Annotated in this window: 2 protein-coding genes; both read right to left on the bottom strand. The window is 74.2% G+C overall.

All coding sequences use genetic code 11. From position 1 onward, the window contains the following. The gene (locus LX15_RS00550) at positions 1–12,414 is read right to left on the bottom strand and encodes a non-ribosomal peptide synthetase (RefSeq protein ID WP_253667431.1); all 12,414 of its coding nucleotides are present in this window, start codon (positions 12,412–12,414) and stop codon (positions 1–3) included. After that, positions 12,411–21,713: a non-ribosomal peptide synthetase gene (locus LX15_RS00545; protein ID WP_253667430.1), complete on the bottom strand. Its 9,303-nt coding sequence runs from the start codon at positions 21,711–21,713 to the stop codon at positions 12,411–12,413. The genes LX15_RS00550 and LX15_RS00545 overlap by 4 nt, the downstream gene beginning before the upstream one ends.

Raw genomic sequence — 21,713 nt, 5'->3', positions numbered from 1 at the left:
TCACTCCCCCGCCAGGTAGCTGACCAGGGACCGCAGGGCGGCCCCGAACCACTCGGCGACCCGCTCGACCGTGGTCCGGTCGTGCACGTTCTCCGAGTAGTACCAGGTGAATTCCAGCCGGCCGCCGCTCACCGCGCCCACGACCTCCAGCAGGTGGGCCAGCCGTTCGTCCGGGTGCTGCTCCTGGCCGATCGCCTCCCGGACGCCTCGGATCAGCGAGTCGTCGCCGACGGCCGCGACCTCGTCGGTGCGCCCGTGGTAGTTGAACACCACCTGCCCGCCCCGGCGCTCCCGCAGCGGCGAGTCGGGGGCGAGCCAGCGCAGCGCCCCGTAGCCGAGGCCGTTGCCGGGCACGGCGCGGAGCTGTCGCCGCACGGAGCGGACGAACTTGCCCCAGTCCTGCTCGATGACCTCCACGGCCACCGGGTAGAGCGTGGTGAACCACCCGACGGTGCGGGACAGGTCCACGTCGTCGAAGAGGTCCTCGCGGCCGTGGCCCTCGACGTCGACCACCACCCGGCCCTGCCCGGTCCACCGGCTGAGCGTGTGGGCCAGCGCGGCGAACAGCACGTCGCCGACGGGCGTGCGCAGGACGCCCGGCGCCCGGTTCAGCAGCACCTCGGTCTCGGCCTCGGTGAGCCGGACCGCCACGGTGCGGCTGGAGGCGACGGTGGCCGGTCCGTCCCCGTCGACCGGCAGCGGCGCGGGGTCGGGCAGGCCGGTCCAGAAGCCCAGCTCGTCGTCGAACCCGCCGGCCGCCGTGTGCTCGGACAGCCGCCGCGCCCACGCCAGGAAGGACGTGGTCGGCGGGCCGAGGCGCACCGGCTCCCCGGACGCGGCCTGCCGGTAGGCGCGGTCGAGGTCGTCCAGCAGGACGCGCCAGGACACGCCGTCGACCACCAGATGGTGCACGGTGAGGAACAGCCGGGGTCCCTCGTTCGTCCGGAACAGCAGCGCGCGCAGCAGCGGGCCGGTCGCCAGGTCCAGTCCGGCGTCGGCCGCCGCCGCGAGCCGGTCGGCCTCCGCGTCTGGATCGTCCACATCGGACAGATCATGGCAGTCGAGCGGGACCTCGCCCACCGGGGCCTCGCGTTGGGTCCAGCCCTGGTCGTCCCGCTCGAAGCGGGTGCGCAGCGCGCCGTGGTGGTCGAGCAGCCCCCGCAGGGCCGCGCGCAGCGCGTCCACGTCCACGTCGTCGCGCAGGTCGAGGAACACCGACTGCGTGAGGTGGTGCGGCGCGACCGGGTCCCCGTCGAGGAACTCGCGTTGGATCGGGGTCAGCGGCGCCGGCCCCGCGACGACGTCCTCGGCGCGGCCGGCGCCCTGGCTCTCCCCCGACCCGGCCCCGGCCGCGCCCGCGGCTCCAACCACGGTCGCCAGCTCGGCCACGGTCTGGTTCAGGAACAGGTCCCGGGACCGGACGGTGAACCCCGCCTGCCGGATCCGCGCCACGACCTGGATGCTCAGGATCGAGTCGCCGCCCAGGTCGAAGAAGTTGTCCGTCACGCCGATCCGGTCGAGGCCGAGCACGTCCGCCCAGATCTCGGCCAGGACGCGCTCCACGTCGTCGCGCGGCGCCACGTGCGCGAGGTCAGGGTCGAGGTCGGCCTCGGGCTCGGGCAGCGCGTTGCGGTCCACCTTCCCGCTGGTGTTGACCGGCAGCTCGGGCAGGGTGACGAACACGGCCGGCACCATGTACGCGGGCAGCGCCCTCCTGGCGTGGTCCCGCAGGTCCGCCGCCGACGGCGCGGTGTCGGTCGCGGGTGTCACGTACGCGACCAGCCGCCCCACTCCCGTACCGCCGTCCCGCACCACGACCGCGGCCTGCGCCACCGCCGGGTGCTCGGTGAGCACGGCCTCGATCTCACCCGGCTCGATCCGGTAGCCCCGGACCTTGACCTGGTCGTCGGCGCGGCCGAGGTACTCGACGACGCCGTCGCCGGTCCACCGCGCCAGGTCCCCGGTGCGGTACATCCTGCCGCCGGTGAACGGGTCGGCCACGAAGCGCTCGGCGGTCAGCGCGGGGCGGTTGAGATAGCCCCTGGCCACCTGCGGGCCGGCCAGGTACAGCTCGCCCACCACGCCGGGCGGCACCGGACGCAGCCACCGGTCCAGCACGTACACCGGGGTGTTCCACGCCGGCCGGCCGATCACCGGCCGCTCGGCGACGGCGACCCGGCAGGACAGGGCGTCCACAGTGGCCTCGGTGGGGCCGTAGAAGTTGTACCCCCTGGTGTTCGGGGCGGCCCGCAGGTCGCGCCAGACCGACTCGCCGGCCGCCTCACCACCGAGCATGACCACCCTCGGCGCGCCCTCGCCACGGAGCAGGCCGGCGGCGACGAGCTGCTCGGCGTAGGAGGGCGTGAGGTCGAGCAGGTCGACGCGGTGCTCGGCCACGTACTCCACAAGCGCTTCCGGGTCCCGGCGGGTCAGGTCGTCGACCACGTGGAGCTGGTGCCCGTCGACCATGGCCAGGACACCCTCCAGGAAGGTGTCGAAGGAGAACGCGGCCGTGAGCGCCACCCGCAGCGGCCGGCCCGCGCGCTCGCTCTCCGGCCGGAACAGCTCCGCGCTGTGGTCGGCGAACAGGTTGGTGAGCCCGCGGTGGGTCAGCACGACGCCCTTGGGGCGCCCGGTCGAGCCCGACGTGTAGATCACGTACGCCGCGTGGTCCGGCTGGGGCCGCTCGCCGACGTGCGTGGTGTCGGGAAGGGCCGCCGGGTCCGTGGCGTCCGCCGAGCCCGACGGGCCCGACGGGTCCGACAGGTTCGACGGGCCCGACAGGCTCGACAGGTTCGACGGGTCCGACAGGTTCGACGGGCCCGACAGGCTCGACAGGTTCGACGGGTTCGCTCCGTCCTCCCCGTCCGTCCCGCTCACCGCCAGCACGGGGATCCCCGCTGGCAGGTCGATGTCGGCCCCGGTGTTGAGCACGAGGGTCGGCGCCGCGTCCTCGACCAGGTAGGCCAGGCGTTCCTCGGGCAGGCCCGGGTCGAGGGGCAGGAACGCCGCGCCCGCCCGGAGCACCCCGAACAGGGCGACCACGGTGTTGGTCGTCCTGGCCGTGGTGAACCCGACCCGGTGTTCCGGCCCCGCGCCCAGCGCGACCAACCGGCGGGCGAGCCGGGTGGCCCGCCGGTCCAGCTCGGCGAAGGTGACCGCGCCGTCCTCGGCGACGACCGCCGTGCGGTCCGGTGTGGCCGCCGCCTGGCGCGCGAACAGCTCCGCCAGGGTGGCGTCGGGCACCTCGTGCTTCGCCGCGGCCGGGGCGGCCGGACCGAGCGGGGGCAGCGCGCGCAACGGGCGGCGCGGGGTCTGGACGACCTCGTCGAGCATGTCCCGCAGGTGCGTCGCCATCCGGTCGACGGTGGCCCGGTCGAACAGGGTGGTGCTGTAGCCGATCGCGACGTGCAGCGCCTCGCCCTGTTCGACGAAGTCGAAGGTCAGGTCGTGGCTGACGGCGTCGCCGACCACCGGCAGCCGCTCGACGTCGATCCCCGGCAGGCCCGCGTCGGCGGTCCGGCTGGTCTCCAGCCCGACCATGACCTCCACGAGCGCGTTGCGGCTGGGGTCGCGGTCGGGGGCGGCCATCTCGACCAGCCGCTCGAACGGGACGTCCTCGTGCGCGAACGCCTCCAGCACCGTGTCCCTGACCAGGGACAGCAGGTCGGCGAAGGACGCTGTCTCGTCCACAGTGGACCGGAGGACCACGGTGTTGACGAAGAAGCCGATCAGGGGCTCCAGTTCGGTGCGGGACCGCCCGGAGGTGGCGGTGCCCACGGTGACGTCCTGCTGGCCGCAGTAGCGGGCGAGCAGGAGTTGGACGGCGGCCACCAGGGCCATGAACAGCGTGGCGTCGTTGGTCCTGGCCACCGCCCGCAGCCGGGCGGCGGTCCCGGGGTCGATCTCGACCAGGAGCATGTCCCCCGCCGCCTCGCGGACGGCGGGCCGGGGCCGGTCGGTGGGCAGGTCCAGCGGGGTCACCCCGGCCAGCCGTCCACGCCAGTACGCGAGGTGCTCGTCCATCGCGGACCCGGCCCACGCGGCGCGTTGCCAGGCCGCGTGGTCCGCGTACCGCACGGGCAGCGGGGTCAGCTCCGCCCGTTCGCCCCGGACGGCCGCCGCGTAGCAGGCGGCCAGCTCCTCCTCCAGCAGCCCCATCGACCAGCCGTCGGTGGCGATGTGGTGGATGACCAGCGTGAGCACGTGCTCGCGCGCTCCGAGCCGGAACAGCGTGGCGCGGAGGACCGGCCCGGTGCGCAGGTCGAACGGACGGGACGCCTCGGCGCGGACGGCGTCGAGGAGCGCGTCCTCGGTGGTGTCCACGACGGGGATGTCCATAGTGGACGGTTCGTGGACGACCTGGACCGCGCGGCCGTCGACGGTGTCGAAGGTGGTGCGCAACGGCTCGTGCCGCTCGACCACTCGGGCGAGGGCCTCCCCGAGCGCCCGGATGTCCAGGTCGCCGCGCAGGCGGGACGAGGACACGATGTTGTACTCGGCGCTGTCCGGCTCGAACTCGTGCAGGAACCACAGCCGCTGCTGGGAGAAGGACAGCGGCAGCGGCTGGTCGCGGTCGGCGGGCGGGATGGGCTGGGCCTCGGCGGCGTCGCGTCGCGCCCGGCCGATCACCTCGGCCAGCGCCGCGACGGTGGGCGTGTCGAACAGTTGCCGGGGCGAGACGGCCACGCCGAGCCGGCCCCGCATCCGGGAGATGACCCGGATGCTCAGGATCGAGTCGCCGCCGAGGTCGAAGAAGTTGTCGTGCGCGCCGACGCGGGGCACGTCCAGCACCTCGGCCCAGATCGCGGCCAGCACCGGTTCCACCGGGCCGCTCGGCTCGACGTACTCGACGCCGGTGTCGAGCGTGGCGTCGACGGCCGGCAGGGCACGCCGGTTCACGGTGCCGCTCGGCGTCATCGGCAACGCGTCGAGCACGACGAACGCCGAGGGCACCGCGGCCGGCGGCAGGTTGGCCGCGGCGAAGGCGCGCAGCGCCCGCGCGTCCGGGGCCTCCCCCGTCCGATCCGGCACGACGTAGGCCGCCAGCCGCACGACCCCGGAGCTGTCCTTCCACGTCGACGCGGCGACGGCGCCGACACCGGGGCAACGGGCGAGCGCGGACTCCACGTGCCCCAGCTCGACCCGGAAGCCCCGGATCTTGACCTGGTCGTCGGTGCGGCCCAGGCACTCCAGGTTGCCGTCGGCCCGCCACCGCGCCAGGTCCCCGGTGCGGTACATGCGCTGACCGGGCACGAACGGGTCCTCCCGGAACCGGTCGGCGCTGAGGTCGGGACGGTTCCAGTAGCCACGCGCGACGCCGTCACCGGCGATGTAGCACTCGCCGGCCACGCCGACCGGGACCGGGCGCAGCTCCGCGTCCAGCACATACACCCGGGTGTTCTGGAACGGCCGGCCCACGGGGACGAACGCGGCGTCGCCGAGCGGGTCGCCGCCGAGTCGGAAGAAGGTGGAGTCCACTGTGGTCTCGGTCGCGCCGTAGGCGTTGACCACCACCGTGTCCGGGCCGAAGACCTCCCACACCCGCGCGGCGTCGGCGGCCGGCCAGCCCTCCGAGCCGACCATCAGCAGCCGCAGGTCCTCGGCGCGCTCGCCGCGCCAGGCCAGTTCGGCGGCCAGCTCCCTGGCCAGCGCGGGCACGGTCACCATGAGCTGGGCGCGGCTGGCGCGCAGCAGGTCCAGCAGCGCGGGCGGGTCGGCGACCACCTCGGTCGGGCAGATCACCATGGTGCCGCCGAACAGCGTGGACAGCAGGAAGTCGCCGAAGAACAGGTCGACCGACAGGCTCGACACCGACAGGCAGCGCGCCCGCATGTCGGTGAGCCCGTACGCGGCGTCCCAGGCCCGCACCATGTGCCACACGTTGCGGTGTTCGACCATGACGCCCTTGGGGCGGCCGGTCGAGCCCGAGGTGTAGACGACGTAGGCGAGGTCGTCCGGGGCGACGCGCACCGGCGGCGGCGAGGCCGGGTACGCGGTGTGGTCGAACTCGTCGACGACGACCAGCGCGGCCCCGGTGTCGACCCGGTCGGTGAGGTGGCGCTGGGTGATCACGACCGGGGCGGCGGCGTCGGCCACCATGGTCGCGAGCATCCCGGCGGGGTACTCGGGGTCCAGCGGCACGAACGCGCCGCCCGCCTTGTGGACGGCCAGCAGCGCGACGACGGCCTCCACCCCGCGTTCGACGTGGACGCCCACCAACACTCCGGGGCGCACGCCCAGCGTGACCAGGTGGTGGGCCAGCGCGTTGGCCCGCGCGTCCAGCTCGCCGAACGTCAGGGCGTGGTCGCCCCGGCTGACCGCGACGGCGTTCGGGGTCAGGGCGGCCTGCTCGGCGAACACCTCGTGCGCGTATCGGACCTCGCCGCGCTCGACGGCGGTGTCGTTCCACTCGCGCAGGAGCTGGACGCGCTCGCGCTCGGTGAGCAGGTCCAGTTCGGCGAGCGTGGCCGACGGGTTCTCGGCGATCGCGTCGAGCACGGTGGTCAGGTGCCCCAGCATGCGGTCCACAGTGGACTCGTCAAACAGGTCGGGGTCGTACCCGAGCTGGAGCTGGAGGTCCTGGCCGGCGAACGCCGACAACGTGAGCGCGTAGTTGGTGTTCTCCTGGCCGGAGTACTCGCCCAGCGTGAGGCCGTGCCGGGCGGCCGCGTCGGCGTCGTAGGGGTAGTTCTCGAACACGACGATGCTGTCGAACAGGTTGGTCCCGCGCGGCACGGCGCTGTGCCCCTGCACCTCGGCCAGCGACAGGTACTCGTACTGGCGGGCCTGCACCTGCGCGTCCTGGAGCCGTCGCAACCAGTCGACCACGGTGGCGCCGCCGGCGGTGGTGTCGCCATCGGTGGTGTCGACGCTGACCCGCGCCGGCAGCATGTTGATGAACAACCCGATGATCGACTCGGCGCCGGGCAGGTCGGCGGGGCGGCCGGACACGGTGGTGCCGAAGCAGACGTCCTGTTCCCCGCTGTAGCGGGACAGCAGCAGCGCCCACGCGCCCTGCACGACGGTGTTCAGCGTCAACCGGGCCTGCCGGGCGCGCTCGGCCAACCGGGCCAGCGGGTGCGTCGCCCGGACGTCGCGGGAGGACCGCGAGCGGTGGGCGCGCACCGGCTGCCGGTCGAACGGGAGCGGGGTCGGCGTGGTGAACCCCGCCAGCGCGGTCCGCCAGTACGCCTCAGCCTCCGCGCGGTCCTGCTCGGCCAGCCACGCCACGTAGTCCCGGTACGGGCGGCGGACGACGATCTCCGCCGTCTGGTCGCCGGTCAGCCGCGCGTACTCCCGGAAGACGTCGCCCAGCACCTCGGCGAAGCTCCACCCGTCGGCCAGCAGGTGGTGCGCGGTCCAGTAGAGCTGGACCCGCGTGTCGGTCAGGCGGACCATCGTCAGGCGCAGCAGGGGCGCGGTGGCGAGGTCGAACTCACCGCGCTCGTCCCACAGCTCGGCCAGTCCCGCGCGCTGCTCGTCCGGAGTCCGGTCCCGCCAGTCGTGGCGGGCCAGGGGAAGCCGCACCCGGGTGCGCACCACCTGGAGCGGTTCGTCGACGCCCTCCCAGACGATCGCGGTGCGCAGCACCGGTGTCCGGTCCACGACGCGTTGCCACGCCTCGGCGAGCGCGTCGGGGTCGGTGACGCCGTCCAGCAGCACACCGAACCGGCCGGCGTAGACGTCGGACCCGGCCCCGGGCCCGGAATCCGCCCCAGATAGTGAGTGGAACAGCATGCCGCTCTGCATGGGCGTGAGCGGGTAGATGTCCTCGACGGACCGGCCGTCCCCGACCAGACGGTCCACAGTGGACTGATCGAGTCGGGCGAGCGGGAAGTCGGACGGCGTGCAGCCGCCCGCTCCCGGCGACGCGCAGTGCTGGATGATCTCCGTCAACGCGGTGACCACGCGCCGAGCCAGCTTGGCGACGGTCTCCTCGTCGTGCAGCGCCGTGGAGTAGGCCCAGCGGAAGACCAGCTCGCCGCGCTCCACCACGCTGTTGATCTCGATGAGGTGCTGCCGGAGCTGGTGCGGCGCGCGCTCGGCGTTCTCCGGCGTGGGCAGGGTCCCCCGGTAGAGCGCGCCGGCGTCCACCGCGCCGTCCATGCGGCCCAGGTAGTTGAACGCCACCTCCGGCTGCCGGCCGGCCAGCTCGTGCCCCTCGGGGTCGAGGTGGCGCAGCGCGCCGTGGCCGAGCCCGTTGCCCGGCACCGCCCGGAGCTGCTCCTTCACCGACTTCAGGACCGCGCCCCAGTCGCCGTCCGGGACGGTGAGCAGGCACGGGTACATCGTGGTGAACCAGCCCACGGTGCGACTCAGGTCGACGTCGTCGAACAGGGGCTCGCGGCCGTGCCCCTCCAGCTCGACCAGGGCGGCGTCACCACCGGCCCAGTCGGCCAGGACCCTGGCCACCGCGCTGAGCAGGACGTCGTTGACCTGGGTCCGGTAGACCTCGGGGACGTGGCGCAGCAGCGCCTCGGTGTCCTCCGCGCCGAGCCGGGCGGTGACGGTGCGCGCCGTCGCGATGGTGTTCGCACCCCGGCGGTCCACGGGGAGGGCGGCCACGTCGTGGCTGCGGCGGGCGAGGTCCCGCCAGTGGTCCCGTTCGTGGTCCAGCCCGCCACTGGCGACGTGCTCGGCGAGCCGGCGCGCCCACTCCTGGAACGAGGTGCTCTTCGGGCCGAGGTCCACCCGGTCCCCGCGCGCCGCCCGCTGGTAGGCACTGTCCAAATCGGACAGAAGAACGCGCCAGGACACCCCGTCGACGACGAGGTGGTGCGCCACCAGGAACAGGCTGCGCGGCGACCCGTCCTCGGGCACGACGAGCAGCGCGCGCAGCAGGGGGCCGGTGTCAAGCCGGAACCCGTGGGTGAGGCTGACGAGGTCGGCGGCCTCCCGCGTGGGCACGGTGATCCGCTGGAGGACGTCCTCCTGACCGGGCGGGGCGTTGTGCTGGCGCCATCGACCGTCGACGAACTCGGCCCGCAGGCGCAGCGCGTCGTGGTGGTCGAGCAGCGCCTGGAGCGCGACGCGCAGCGCGTCCTCGTCGACGGTGTCGACCAGCTCCAGGTGCGTCGACTGGTGGAACCGGTCGACGCTCTCGGCCAGGGTGTCGAAGAACCAGTGCTGGATCGGCGTCAACGGCACCGGGCCGACCACCGGACCCTGCCCGCCGGTCGGGCCGGTGACGACGCCGGCCTCGGCGGCCAGCTCGGCGATCGTCTGGCGCAGGAACATCTGCTTGGGGGTCAGGTCCAGCCCGGCGCTCCTGGCCCTGGCCACGACCTGGAGCCCGAGGATCGAGTCGCCGCCGAGGTCGAAGAAGTTGTCGGTCACGCCGACCCGGTCCACGCCGAGCAGCTCCGCCCAGACTCCGGCCAGGACGCGTTCGGCCTCGGTGCGCGGGGCGACGTAGTCGAGGCCCTCCTCGCGGTCGCCGCTGGGCGTGGGCAGCGCTCGCCGGTCGATCTTGCCGTTGACGGTCAGCGGCAGCTCGTCGAGCACGACGAACGCGGTGGGCACCATGTGCTCCGGCAGGCGCTCCCGCAGGTGGGCGCGCACCCCCGCCAGGTCGGGCTCTCCCTCGCACACCAGGTAGCCGACCAGCCGGGTGATCCCCAGGGTGTCCTTCCGGACCGCGGCGGCGGCCTGCGCGACGTGCGGGTGCCGGCCCAGGGCCGCCTCCACCTCGCCCAGCTCGATGCGGAACCCGCGCAGCTTGACCTGGTCGTCGGCGCGGCCGGCGAACTCCAGGCGGCCGTCGGGCAGCCAGCGCGCCCGGTCGCCGGTGCGGTACATGCGCTCGCCGGGCCGACCGAAGGGGTCGGCCACGAACCGCTGCGCGGTCAGGGCCTCCTGGTGGAGGTAGCCGCGCGCGAGCCGGGTGCCGGCCAGGTACAGCTCACCCGGCACGCCGACCGGGACCGGGCGCAGGCGGTCGTCGAGCACGTAGGCGCGCACGCTGGGGATCGGCCGCCCGATGGGCACCACGCCGGTGGCGGCGTCGGCCGGGGTGAGCGGACCGCTGAGCGTGGCGCACACCGTGGACTCGGTCGGCCCGTAACCGTTGATCATGGTCCGGCCGGTGGAGAACGCCTCGGCGAGCGCGGGTGGGCACGCCTCGCCGCACACCACGAGCTTCACGCCGGGCGGGATGGCCCCGGACGGCAGCGCCGCCACGGCGGTGGGCGGCAGGTTGAGGTGGGTGATCCGGTGGGTGGCGATCAGCTCGGCGAGCGGTTCGCCGGGCAGCCGCTGCTCGGCGGTGGCCAGGACGAGGGTCCCTCCGGACAGCAGCGCGAGCACCAGCTCCCAGAACGCGCCGTCGAAGCTGAGGGAGGCGAACTGGAGCACGCGGGTGTCCGGCCCGGCGCCCAGGAGGTCCCGTTGGACGGCGACCATGTCCTGAACGCCGGTGTGGGTCACCACCACGGCCTTGGGGCGGCCGGTCGAGCCCGAGGTGTAGATGACGTAGGCGACGTGGTGCGGCCGCAGGTCGACGTCGGCCGGCGCGGTGCCGGGAAGACCCGCCAACGCCGTCCCGACCTCGGGGTCGTCCAGCGCGAGAACAGGGGCGGTGGCGGGGAGGCGGCCCGCCGCGTCGCCGGTCGTGAGGACCAGCACGGGGTCGGCGTCCTCGACCATCATGCGCAGCCGCTCGACCGGGTAGTCCGGGTCGAGCGGGAGGTAACCCGCGCCCGCCTTCTGCGCCGCCAGCACGGCCACGACCATCTCGACCGACCGGGGCAGCGCCACGCCGACCAACCGCTCCGGACCCGCGCCGCGCGCCCGCAGCAGGTGCGCCAGGCGGTTCGCGCGCTCGTCGAGTTCGGCGTAACTGACCGCGCGGTCCTCGAACACCAGCGCGGTGGCGTCCGGCGTGGCGGCGACCTGCTCGGCGAACAGCTCGGGTGTGGTGCGTGGGGCGGGGCCGGAGCCCAGGCCGGGCCACTCGGCGGTGACCAGGGCGTGCTCGTCGGCGGGGAGCACCGGCAGCTCGGCGACCGGTCGGTCGGGATCGACGGCGACGGCGGCCAGCAACGTGGCCAGCCGCTCCGCGAGCCGCCGGGCCGTGCCGGCGGTGAACAGGCTGGTGTTGTACCGGAGGTAGCCGGTCAGCCCGGCCTCCCCCTCGACGAAGTCGAGGACGAGGTCCGTGCCGCACACGAGGGTGGGCGGCATGACGTCGCTGACCCGCAGTCCCGGCATGCCCAACACGGGCGGCGGGGTGTTCTGGAGGTTCACCACGACGTCCACCAGCGGCGAGCGCGCGAGGTCCCGGTCGGGCCGGAGCGCGTCCACCAGCCACTGGAACGGCGCCTCCTCGTGCGCGGAGGCGTCCAGCACGGTTTCGCGCACGGTGTCGAGGAACCGGGCGAACGACGCGTCTTCGTCCACAGTGGACCGCAGGACGAGGGTGTTGACGAAGAACCCGGCCACCTGTTCCAGGTCGGCCTCGGTCCGGCCGGAGCTGGCGGTGCCGACCGCGACGTCCCGCGTACCGCAGTGGCGGGCCAGCAGGACCTTCGCCGCCGCCACGAGGACGGTGAACAGGGTGGCCCCGCGCTCGGCCCCCAGCGTCCGCAGCCGGGCCACCACCGACTCCGGCACGAGGAAGGTGTGGCACGCGCCGGAGGGGTCGCGCACCGCGGGCCGGGGCAGGTCGGTGGGCAGTTCCAGCGGGGACAGGCCGGCCAGCTTCTCCCGCCAGTAGTCGAGCTGGCGGGCCAGTCGCGGGCTGGCGAGCTGGTCCCGCTGCCACACCGCGAAGTCGGTGTAGGTCGGCCCGGGCGGCGGCAGGTCGGGCGCCGCGCCCCGCGTCGCGGCGGCGTAGAGGGCGTTGAGGTCGTTGACGAGCAGGCCGATCGACCAGCCGTCGGTGACGATGTGGTGCATCGCCAGGACCAGGACGTGCTCGCGCGGCGCGAGCCGGATCAGGCGGGCGCGGAAGACCGGGCCGCGCCGCAGGTCGAACGGCCGCCGCGCCTCGTCGAGCAGCTCGGCGGCCAGCGCCGCCTCACCCTCGGCCGACCGGTCGACCAGGGGGACGTCCACCACGCCCAGCTCGGACATCGGGTGGACCCGTTGCACGGCCTCGCCGTCCACCGAGTCGAACGTGGTCCGCAGCGCGGCGTGCCGGGCCACGAGGCCGTTGACCGTCGTGCGGAGCGCGTCGACGTCGAGGTCCCCGCTGAGCCGGAGGATCTTCGGGACGACGTACTCGATGCTGTCCGGCTCCATCTCGTGGAGGAACCACAGTCGTTGCTGCGCGGCGGACAGCGGCCACGGCCCGTCCCCGTCGAGCCGGGGGACGCCGTCGCCGTGGTCGTCCCCGCCCTCGCCGGCCAACCTGCGCAGCAGTTGCTCCCGCAGGTCGTCCGGCAACGCGGCCAGCCGGTCGTCGATGCTCATCGGAGCTCCCCCAGGACTCGGTCCCGCACGGTCTCGGCCAGGGCCCCGACGGTCGGGGCGTCGAACAGCTCACGCGGCGTCACCTCGACCCCGAAGGCCCGCCGCATCCGGGACAGCATCCGCAGCGCGATGATCGAGTCACCGCCGAGCGCGAAGAAGCTGTCGGTGACGCCCACCTCGGAGACCCGGAGCAGCTCGGTCCAGATCCGGGCGATCGCCTTCTCGGTGGGGTCGCGGGGCGGGACGTGCTCGGTGGGCGCGACCCGGCGCCGCCGGGGGTCGGGCAGCTCCGCGCGGTCGACCTTCCCGTTGCGGGTCAACGGGATCCGGTCCAGCGCCACGAACACCGACGGCACCATGTACTCCGGGAGGCGGTCGGCCAGCTCGCGGGCGAGCGCGCCCCCGTCGGGCGGGAGGTCGGTCGGCCCGGTCACGTACGCCGCGAGGCTCCGGCGGCCCGGCTCCTCCTCGTACGCGACGACCACGGCGTCGGTCACCAGGTCCAGCTCCCGCAACGCGGCCTCGACCTCGCCCACCTCGATGCGGTGGCCCCGGATCTTGACCTGGCCATCGGAGCGGCCCAGGAACTCCAGGTCGCCCGCGTCGGTCCACCGGACCACGTCCCCGGTCCGGTACAGCCGGCCCCCGTCGCCGAACGGGTCGGCCACGAACCGCTCCGCCGTCAGGTCGGCGCGGCCGAGGTACCCGCGCGCCAGGCCGTCGCCGGCCACGTACAGCTCGCCGGGGACACCGGGTGGCACCGGCAGCAGACGGTCGTCGAGCACGTAGACCCGCATGGTGTCCATGGGCCGGCCGATCGGCGCGACCCGCTCCCCCGGCGTCAGCGAGCGGCAGGTGGCGAAGGTGGTCACCTCGGTCGGGCCGTAGCCGTTGACCACCGTGACACCCGGGCAGTGCGCGGCGACCCGGTCCACGGCCGCCATCGCGACCGCCTCGCCGCCGGCCCACACCTCCCGCATGCCCGCGAAGCAGCCGGGGTCGTCCTGCGCGAACAGGCTGAACAGGGCCGAGGTCAGGAACGTCGCGGTGATCCCGTGCTCGGCGACGAGCGCGGCGAGGCCGCGCGCGGTCAGCTCGCCCGAGGCCACCACCAGGCGACCACCGCCCAGCAGCGGGGTCCAGATCTCGTAGGTCGCGGCGTCGAAGGCGTGCGGCGAGTGGAACAGCACCCGCTCGTGCGTCCCGTTCCGCAACCGCCGGTCCGAGACCGTCGACACGACGCCCCGGTGGGTCACGGCCACGCCCTTGGGCGTCCCGGTCGATCCCGAGGTGAACATCACGTAGGCCAACTGGTCCGATGTGGACGGTGCTGGCAGCTCGACGGCCTCGATGTCGACGTCAGCCGCGAGGCCGGCGGGGTCGGCGTCCACGAGGAGCACGGGCCGGCCGGTGGCGGCGGCCCGCCCGGACATCTCCTGGTCAGCCAGGACCAGCACGACGTCCACGTCGTCGGCGGCCCGGCGCAGCCGCGCGGGCGGGTAGCTGGCGTGCAGGGGGACGTACGCCCCGCCGGCCTTGAGCACCGCCAGCATCGCCACGACCGTGGCGGCGGAGCGCCCGAGCAGCAGCGCGACCCGGGACTCCGGGGTGACGCCCCGGGACACCAGCACCCGGGCCAGGCGGTCGGCCCGCGCGTCCAGCTCGGCGTAGCTGATCTCCTCGCGGTCCGACACCAGGGCGACCGCGTCCGGCGTGCGCCGGGCCTGCTCAGCGAACAGCTCGTGCACGGTCCGGTCGGCCGGGAACGGCGCGGCCGTGTCATTCCAGTCCACCAGCACCCGACGCGCGTCCGCCCCGGTCAGCAGCGGCACGTCGCCGACGCGGGCGGTGGGCCGCTCGGCGGCGCCCGTCAACAGCGCGACCAGGTGCCCGCCCAGCCGACGCACGGTCGCGGCGTCGAACAGGGCCGGGTCGAACCGGAGGGAGAACGTCAGCCGCTCGCCGGGATAGGCCACGACGTTGAGCGGGTACCCGTTGACCTCGTTCGCGGTGATCCCGGCGATGTGCGGGGCGGGGCCGGAGTGGTCGATCGGGTAGTTCTCGAACACCACGATGCTGTCGAACATCCGGGTGCCCGGGGGCACCTCGCTCCACGACTGCACCTGGGACAGCGCCACCGACTCGAACTGCCGGGACCGCGCCTGCCCGTCCTGCAACTCCTGGAGCCACGGCACGAGCGCGCGGTCGCCGTCGACCCGGACCCGCACGGGCAGCGTGTTGATGAGGATGCCGGCGATCTCCTCCACGCCGGCCAGCTCGGCGGGGCGGCCGGAGACGGTCGCGCCGAAGCAGACGTCCCGCTCCCCGGTCAGCCGCGCCAGCAGCATCGCCCACACGCCCTGCACCACGGTGTTCGTCGTGAGCTGGGCGGAGCGCGCCAGCTCGGTCAGCCGCGCGGTCACCTCCGGGTCCAGCTCGATCCGCACCGACTCCACGGAGCGCGGCCGGGAGGACGGGGCCGGCGGCCGGTCGTAGGGCAGGCGGGTCGGGGTGGTGAACCCGGCCAGCTCCGTGCGCCAGTGCGCCTCGGCGACCGTCTGGTCCTGCTCGGCCAGCCAGGCGAGGTAGTCCCGGAACGGGCGGCGCGGGGTCGCCGGGGCGAGGCCGGCGTACGCGGCGCGGACGTCGGACAGCAGCCGGTGGGCGCTCCACCCGTCGAGCAGGATGTGGTGGTTCATCCAGATGACCCGCACCTGGGTGTCGGACACCCGGACCAGGGTCACCCTGGTCAGCGGGGTCGCGGTCAGGTCGAGGCGTTCGGCCCAGTCCTCGTCCACGATGCGCCGCAGCTCGGCCTCCTGGTCGGCGTGGCCGCGCAGGTCGTGCCGGCGGATCGGCAGGGTCACGTGGGCGCGCACGACCTGGAGCGGCTCGTCGACGCCCTCGGTGACGATGGCGGTGCGCAGCACGGGGGTCCGGTCCACCAGCCGCTGCCACGCCTCGGCGAGCGCGTCCATGTCGGTCACGCCGTCCAGAAGGATGTTGAACTGGGCGAGGTAGACGTCGGACTCCGGCGCCATCAGGGTGTCGTAGTAGATGCCGCTCTGCATGGGCGTGAGCGGGTAGACGTCCTCGACGGACCGGCCGTCCCCGACCAAACGGTCCACAGTGGACTGATCAAGCCGGGCGAGCGGGAAGTCCGACGGCGTGCGGCCACCGGCACCGGGGCTGGCGCAGTGGGCGACGATCTGGCGCACGGCCTCGGCGAACTCCTCCGCCAGCCGCCCGACCGTCTCGGCGGTGTGCAGGTTCGCCGAGTAGCCCCAGGTGAACTCCAGCTCCCCATCCTGGACGGAGCCGACGATCTCCAGGGCGTGGGCGCGCCGGTCGGTCGGGTCCTGCCGCAGCCGGATCGGCGTGACCGCGCGCAGCAGGCCGTCGGCCGACCCTCGGTCGTCGAACTGGCCGAGGTAGTTGAAGCTCACCTTCGGGGCGAGGTGCGGCAGCCGGTCGGCGGCGCCGAGGTGGCGGAGGGCACCGTAGCCGACGCCGCGTCGCGGCATCGCGCGCAGCGCCTCCTTGACCGACTTGAGCGAATGCCCCCAGTCCGCGCCGGCGTCGGCCAGGGTCACCGGGAAGTAGCTGGTGAACCAGCCGACGGTGCGGCTGAGGTCCAGGTCGTCGAACAGGTCCTCGCGGCCGTGGCCCTCCATGCCGACGAGCACGCTGCCCCGTCCGGTCCACCGGCACAGCACCCGGGCCAGCGCGGTGAGCAGCACGTCGTTGATCTCGGTCCGGTAGGCCTCGGGCACGTCCCGCAGCAGCGCGCGGGTGATGGCCGCGTCGAGCCGGACGGTGACCTCGCGGGTGGTGTCGACGGTGTTCGGCCCGGTGGAGTCCACGGGGATGTCCGCGTCCTGCGCGGAGTGCGCCGAGGTCCAGAAGGGCAGTTCGTCGTCGAACCCACCTTCGGCCACGTGCTCGGCGAGCCGGATTCCCCAGTCGCGGAAGGAGCTGGTCCGGGGGCCGAGGTCCACGGGCTGGCCGGCGCGGGCCTGGGTGTACGCGGTCTCCAGGTCCTCCAACAGGACGCGCCAGGACACACCGTCCACCACGAGGTGGTGCACGGCCAGCAGCAGCCGAGGCGTCGCCGAGCGCACCAGCACGGCGCGCAGCAGCGGACCACTGTGGATGTCCACTTCGGACAGAGCGACGGCGTCGTCCTCAGAGTCGGCCACGCGCAGCAGTTCACCGTCCTCGACCGCGACGATCTCCTGCGACCACTCCCCCTCGTGGCGGGTGTAGCGGGAGCGCAGCGCGTCGTGCTGGTCGGTCAACGCGCGGAGCGCGGTCCGCAGCGCGGTCTCGTCGACGTCCGGCGCGAGGTCGGCGGTGACGTACTGGTCGAACAGCTCCGGCCGGTCGAACTCGGCGAACAGGTGACGCTGGATCGGGGTCAACGGCGCGGGGCCGGTGACGCGTTCCGCCGAGCGGGTCCCGTCCTGGTCGGCCACCACGTGCGGGGCCAGCGACGCGACCGTCTGCCAGCGGAACAGGTCCTTGGAGGTCAGCCGCAGGCCGGCCCGGCGCGCCCTGGACACGACCTGGATGGCCAGGATCGAGTCGCCGCCGAGGGTGAAGAAGTTCTCGTCGACGCCCACCCGGTCCACGCCCAGCGCCTCCGCCCAGATCCGCGCGAGTTCGCGCTCGACCGGGGTGGTCGGCTCGACGTGTGCCGCGCCCGACGGGGCCGTCCGGCGCGGTTCGGGCAACGCCCGGTAGTCGATCTTCTCGTTGCTGGTCAGCGGGAACGCCGCCAGGGTCACGAAGGCCGAGGGGACCATGTACTCGGGCAGGGTGCGGCCCAGGTGCGCGGCCAGCTCGGCGGCCTCGGGCGCGGGGTCGGCCGCGCTGGTCAGGTAGGCGGCCAGGTACTTGCGGCCGCCCTCCTCCCGCGCGACGACCACGGCGTCGGCCACGGCCTCGTGGGCGCGTAGCGCCGCCTCGACCTCGCCCAGCTCGACCCGGAAGCCCCGGATCTTGACCTGCCGGTCGGCGCGGCCGACGAACTCCAGCACGCCGGCGTCGGTCCACCGCACCACGTCTCCGGTCCGGTACAGCCGGCCCCCGTCGCCGAACGGGTCGGCCACGAACCGCTCCGCGGTCAGCGCCGGCCGCCCGAAGTAGCCGCGCGAGACGCCCTCCCCGCCCAGGTACAGCTCCCCGGGCACGCCGGGCGGGACCGGCGTGAGGAAGTCGTCCAGCACGTAGGCCCGCATGTTGTCCATGGGCGGGCCGATCGGGGTGCGGGTGAAGCCCGCCTCGATCCGGCCGAGGGCGGCGCCGACCGTGGTCTCGGTCGGGCCGTAGCCGTTGACCAGCCGGGTGTTCGGGCAGTGCGCGATCACCCGGCGCAGGGCGGCCGCCGACAGCGCGTCCCCGCCGACCAGGAGTTCGTCCAGCCCGGCGAAGCAGCCCGGGTCCTCCTCCGCGAACAGGGTGAACAGCGCGGAGGTCACGAACGTCGAGGTGGCGCGGTGGGTGGCGACGAGGGAGCGCAGGCTCTCCGGGGTCAGCTCGCCGAGGGCGAGGACCACGCTGTTGCCGGCCAGCAGCGGCGTCCACACCTCGAAGGTCGCCGAGTCGAAGGCGTGCGGCGAGTGGAACAGCAGGCGTTCGTGGCCGGTGCGCCAGTGGCGGTCCCAGGCCAGGGACACGACGTTGCGGTGGGTCACGCCCACGCCCTTGGGGGTGCCCGTCGACCCGGACGTGAAGATCACGTTGGCCAGGTGGTCGGGGTGCACGGACAGGCCGAGGTCCTCGGCCGGCCGCGTCGCGATCTCCGGGTCGGACTGGACGTCGAGCACCGGGCAGCCGACCAGCTCCGCGCGGTCGCGCAGCGCCCGGTCGGTCAGCATCAGCACCGCGTCGACGTCGGCGACGGCGGCCCGCAGGCGGTCGACCGGGGAGGTGGCGTGCAGCGGGACGTAGGCCGCCCCGGTCTTGAGCACGGCCAGCATGGCCACGATCGCGTCCGGCGTCCGGTCCACCAGCATGGCCACCCGGGACTCGGGGCGCACGCCCCGGGCGACCAGCAGGTGCGCCAGCCGGTTCGCCCTGGCGTTGAGGTCGGCGTAGCTGAGGGTCCCCGCGTCCGACAGCAGGGCGGGGGCGTCCGGCGTGCGCCGGGCCCACTCCTCGACGATCTCGGGCACGCTCCGGTGGGCCGGGAAGTCCGACGCGGTGTCGTTCCAGCGGCGGATGACCAGCTCGGTCTCGTCCGGCGGGAGCATGGGCACCCTGGCGACCGGTCCGGTCGCGGCCGAGGGCAGCGCGGTCAGCAGCGTCGCCAGCCTGCGGGACATCCGCTCGACGGTCTCCGCGTCGAACAGGTCGGTGTTGTACTGGACGAGGACGTCGAGGACGTCGTCGCGCTCGGTGAACTCCAGGGAGATGTCGTAGATCGCCGCGACCTCGGGCAGGGCCAGCCGCTCGCCGCGGGTCCCGGTGAGGTCCAGCGACCCGCGCAGGCCGCTCTGGAGCACCACCAGCGCCTGCACCAGCGGGGTCCGGCTGGGGTCCCGGTGCTCGGACAGCTCGTCCACCAGGCGGTCGAACGGCACGGCCTGGTGGTCGAACGCGGCCAGCACCGTCTCCCTGACCCGCGCGAGGAAGTCGGTGAAGGGCACTGAGCCGTCCACAGTGGACCGAAGAACGAGGGTGTTGACGAAGCAGCCCACGAGGCGTTCCAGCTCGGGGCGCTCCCGGCCGGACACCACCGTGCCCACGGCCACGTCGCGCTGCCCGGAGTGCCGGGCGAACAACACCTGGGACGCCGCGACCAGGGTCGTGAACAGGGTGACCCCCTGCTCGGCGCTGAACCGGGCCAGCGCCGCCGTGGCCTCCTCGCCGAGCGTGAACCGGTGACCGGCGCCCGCGGTGGTGCGCACCGGGGGCCGGGGCCGGTCCGTCGGCAGGTCCAGCGGCGTCAGGTCGGCCAGCTTCTCCCGCCAGTAGTCCAGGTGGGGCGCGAGGCGCTCCTCGGTCAACGTCTTCCGCTGCCAGGCGGCGAAGTCGGCGTAGCGCACGGGAAGTGGGGCGAGGGATGCCGCGTCGCCCTCGTTGTACAGCGCGGTGAACTCCTCGGCCAGCAGGCGCATCGACCAGCCGTCCACCGCGACGTGGTGCAGGCCGAAGACCAGGACGTGCTCCCGCTCGCCGAGGCGGGCCACCAGGAACCGCACGACCGGGCCGTGTTCCAGGTCGAACGGGGTGCCCATCTCGTCCCGGATCACCCGCTCCAGCTCGTCCTCCGTGGTGTCCACAACGGACAGGACCGGCTCGGCGGCCTCGTGGACGACCTGTGCGGGCTCGCCGTCGACCAGGGAGAACGTGGTGCGCAACGGCTCGTGCCGCTCGACGAGGCCACGGCAGGCGCGGCGCACCGCGTCCAGGTCCAGCTCGCCGTGGAGGCGGAACCCGAAGTGGACGTTGTACTCGACCGAGTCCCGGTCGTACTCGTGGAAGAACCAGAACCGGCGCTGGGTGGAGGAGACCGGCAGCGCGCCCTCCCGGGGCGCGGGCGGGATGACCTCGTGGGCGCCGGCCGTGGCCAGGCCGGAGTGCGCCGCGAGCGCGGCGACCGTGCGGTGGTCGAACAGGACCCTGGCCGGGAGCTGGACGCCCAGGGCCTTGCGCACCCGGGGCACCACGCGGAAGGCGAGCAGGGAGTTGCCGCCCAGCTCGAAGAAGTCCTCCTCCGCGCCGACCCGCTCCACGCCGAGCACGTCGGCCCAGATCTCGGCGATGGCCTCCTCGACCGGCCCCTCGGGTGCGCGCGAGGCGGGTGCCGCGACCTGCTCGGGCTCCGGCAGCGCGCCCCGGTCGAGCTTCCCGCTGGGGGCGAGGGGCAGTTCGGTCAGCGTGACGAAAGTCGCCGGGATCATGTGCTCCGGCAGCGACGGCGCGAGGAACTCCCGCAGCGCCGCCGCGTCCGGCAGCGGCTGGCCGTCGGCGACGAGGTAGGCCACCAGGCGGCGGTCCTCACCGGTCCCCCGCGCGGCGACCGCCGCGTTGGCGACGGCCGGGTGGCGCAGCACCGCGGCCTCGATCTCCGCCGGCTCGATCCGGAAGCCCCTGATCTTGATCTGGTCGTCGGACCGGCCGAGGTAGTGCAGGTCGCCGGCGGTGTCGAGCCGCACGACGTCGCCGGTGCGGTACATGCGCGCGCCGGGCTCGCCGAAGGGGTCAGCCACGAACCGCTCGGCGGTCAGCCCTGGCCGGCCGAGGTAGCCGCGGGCCAGGCCCTCTCCGGCGACGTACAGCTCGCCCGGCTGGCCGGGCTCGACCGGCCGCAGCCACTCGTCCAGCACGTAGGCGCGCGCGCCGTCGATGGGCACGCCGATGGCGACCGGGCCAGGAGCCAGCTCCGCTTCGGGGCCGACGCGCAGCGCCACACAGCCCACGGTCGCCTCGGTGGGGCCGTACTCGTTGATCACGGCGGCTCCGGGGACCCGCTCCCGCCAGCGGCGCAGCGTCTCGTCCGGCAGCGCCTCGCCGCCGATCACCAGGTCGGTGGTCGGCGAGAACCGCTCGGGCAGGGCCAGCAGCATCGGCAGGTGGCTCGGGGTGACCTTGACGAACGAGGGGCGCACCGGCAGCTCCGGCGCGGTGTCGTCGAGGTCCCCGACGAGCACGCAGCCACCAGTGACCAACGGCCCCCACACGGAGGTGATCGTCAGGTCGAAGGCGACGGAGCCGTGCAGCAGCGCCGACCCCGCCAGTCCGGGGTAGCTCTCGACGCAGTGGGTGAGGTAGCTGGCGAGCTGCCGGTGCTCGATCCCCACGCCCTTCGGGCGGCCGGTCGAACCCGAGGTGTAGATCGTGTACGCGAGGTGTTCCGGTCGGGGGCGGGTGGCCGGCGGCGTGGCCGGGTGGCGGGCGATGTCGGCCCGGTCGGCGTCGAGGAACACCAATGCCTCGGCCGGCGCGGGCACCCGGTCGGCGAGCCGGCGCTGGGTCAGGACGGTGGTGACCCCGGCGTCGGCCAGCATGAACGCCAGCCGCTCGCGCGGGTGGGCCGGGTCCAGCGGCAGGTACGCGCCGCCGGCCCTGAGCACGCCGAGCATGCCGACGACCAGGTCGGTGCCGCGCTCGGCGCACACGCCGACCAGCACGTCCGGCCCGACGCCGCGCCCGGCGAGGTGACGGGCGAGCTGGTTGGCCCGCGCGTCGAGTTCCGCATAGCTGAGCGAGTCGGCCCCGGTGCGCACCGCCGGCGCGTCCGGAGCCCGGCGCACCTGCTCGTCGAACGAGTCGAGCAGAAACCGCACAGCCAC

Source organism: Streptoalloteichus tenebrarius (assembly GCF_024171885.1).
Classification (GTDB): domain Bacteria; phylum Actinomycetota; class Actinomycetes; order Mycobacteriales; family Pseudonocardiaceae; genus Streptoalloteichus; species Streptoalloteichus tenebrarius.
This window is presented reverse-complemented; position numbering and strand designations above follow the sequence as displayed.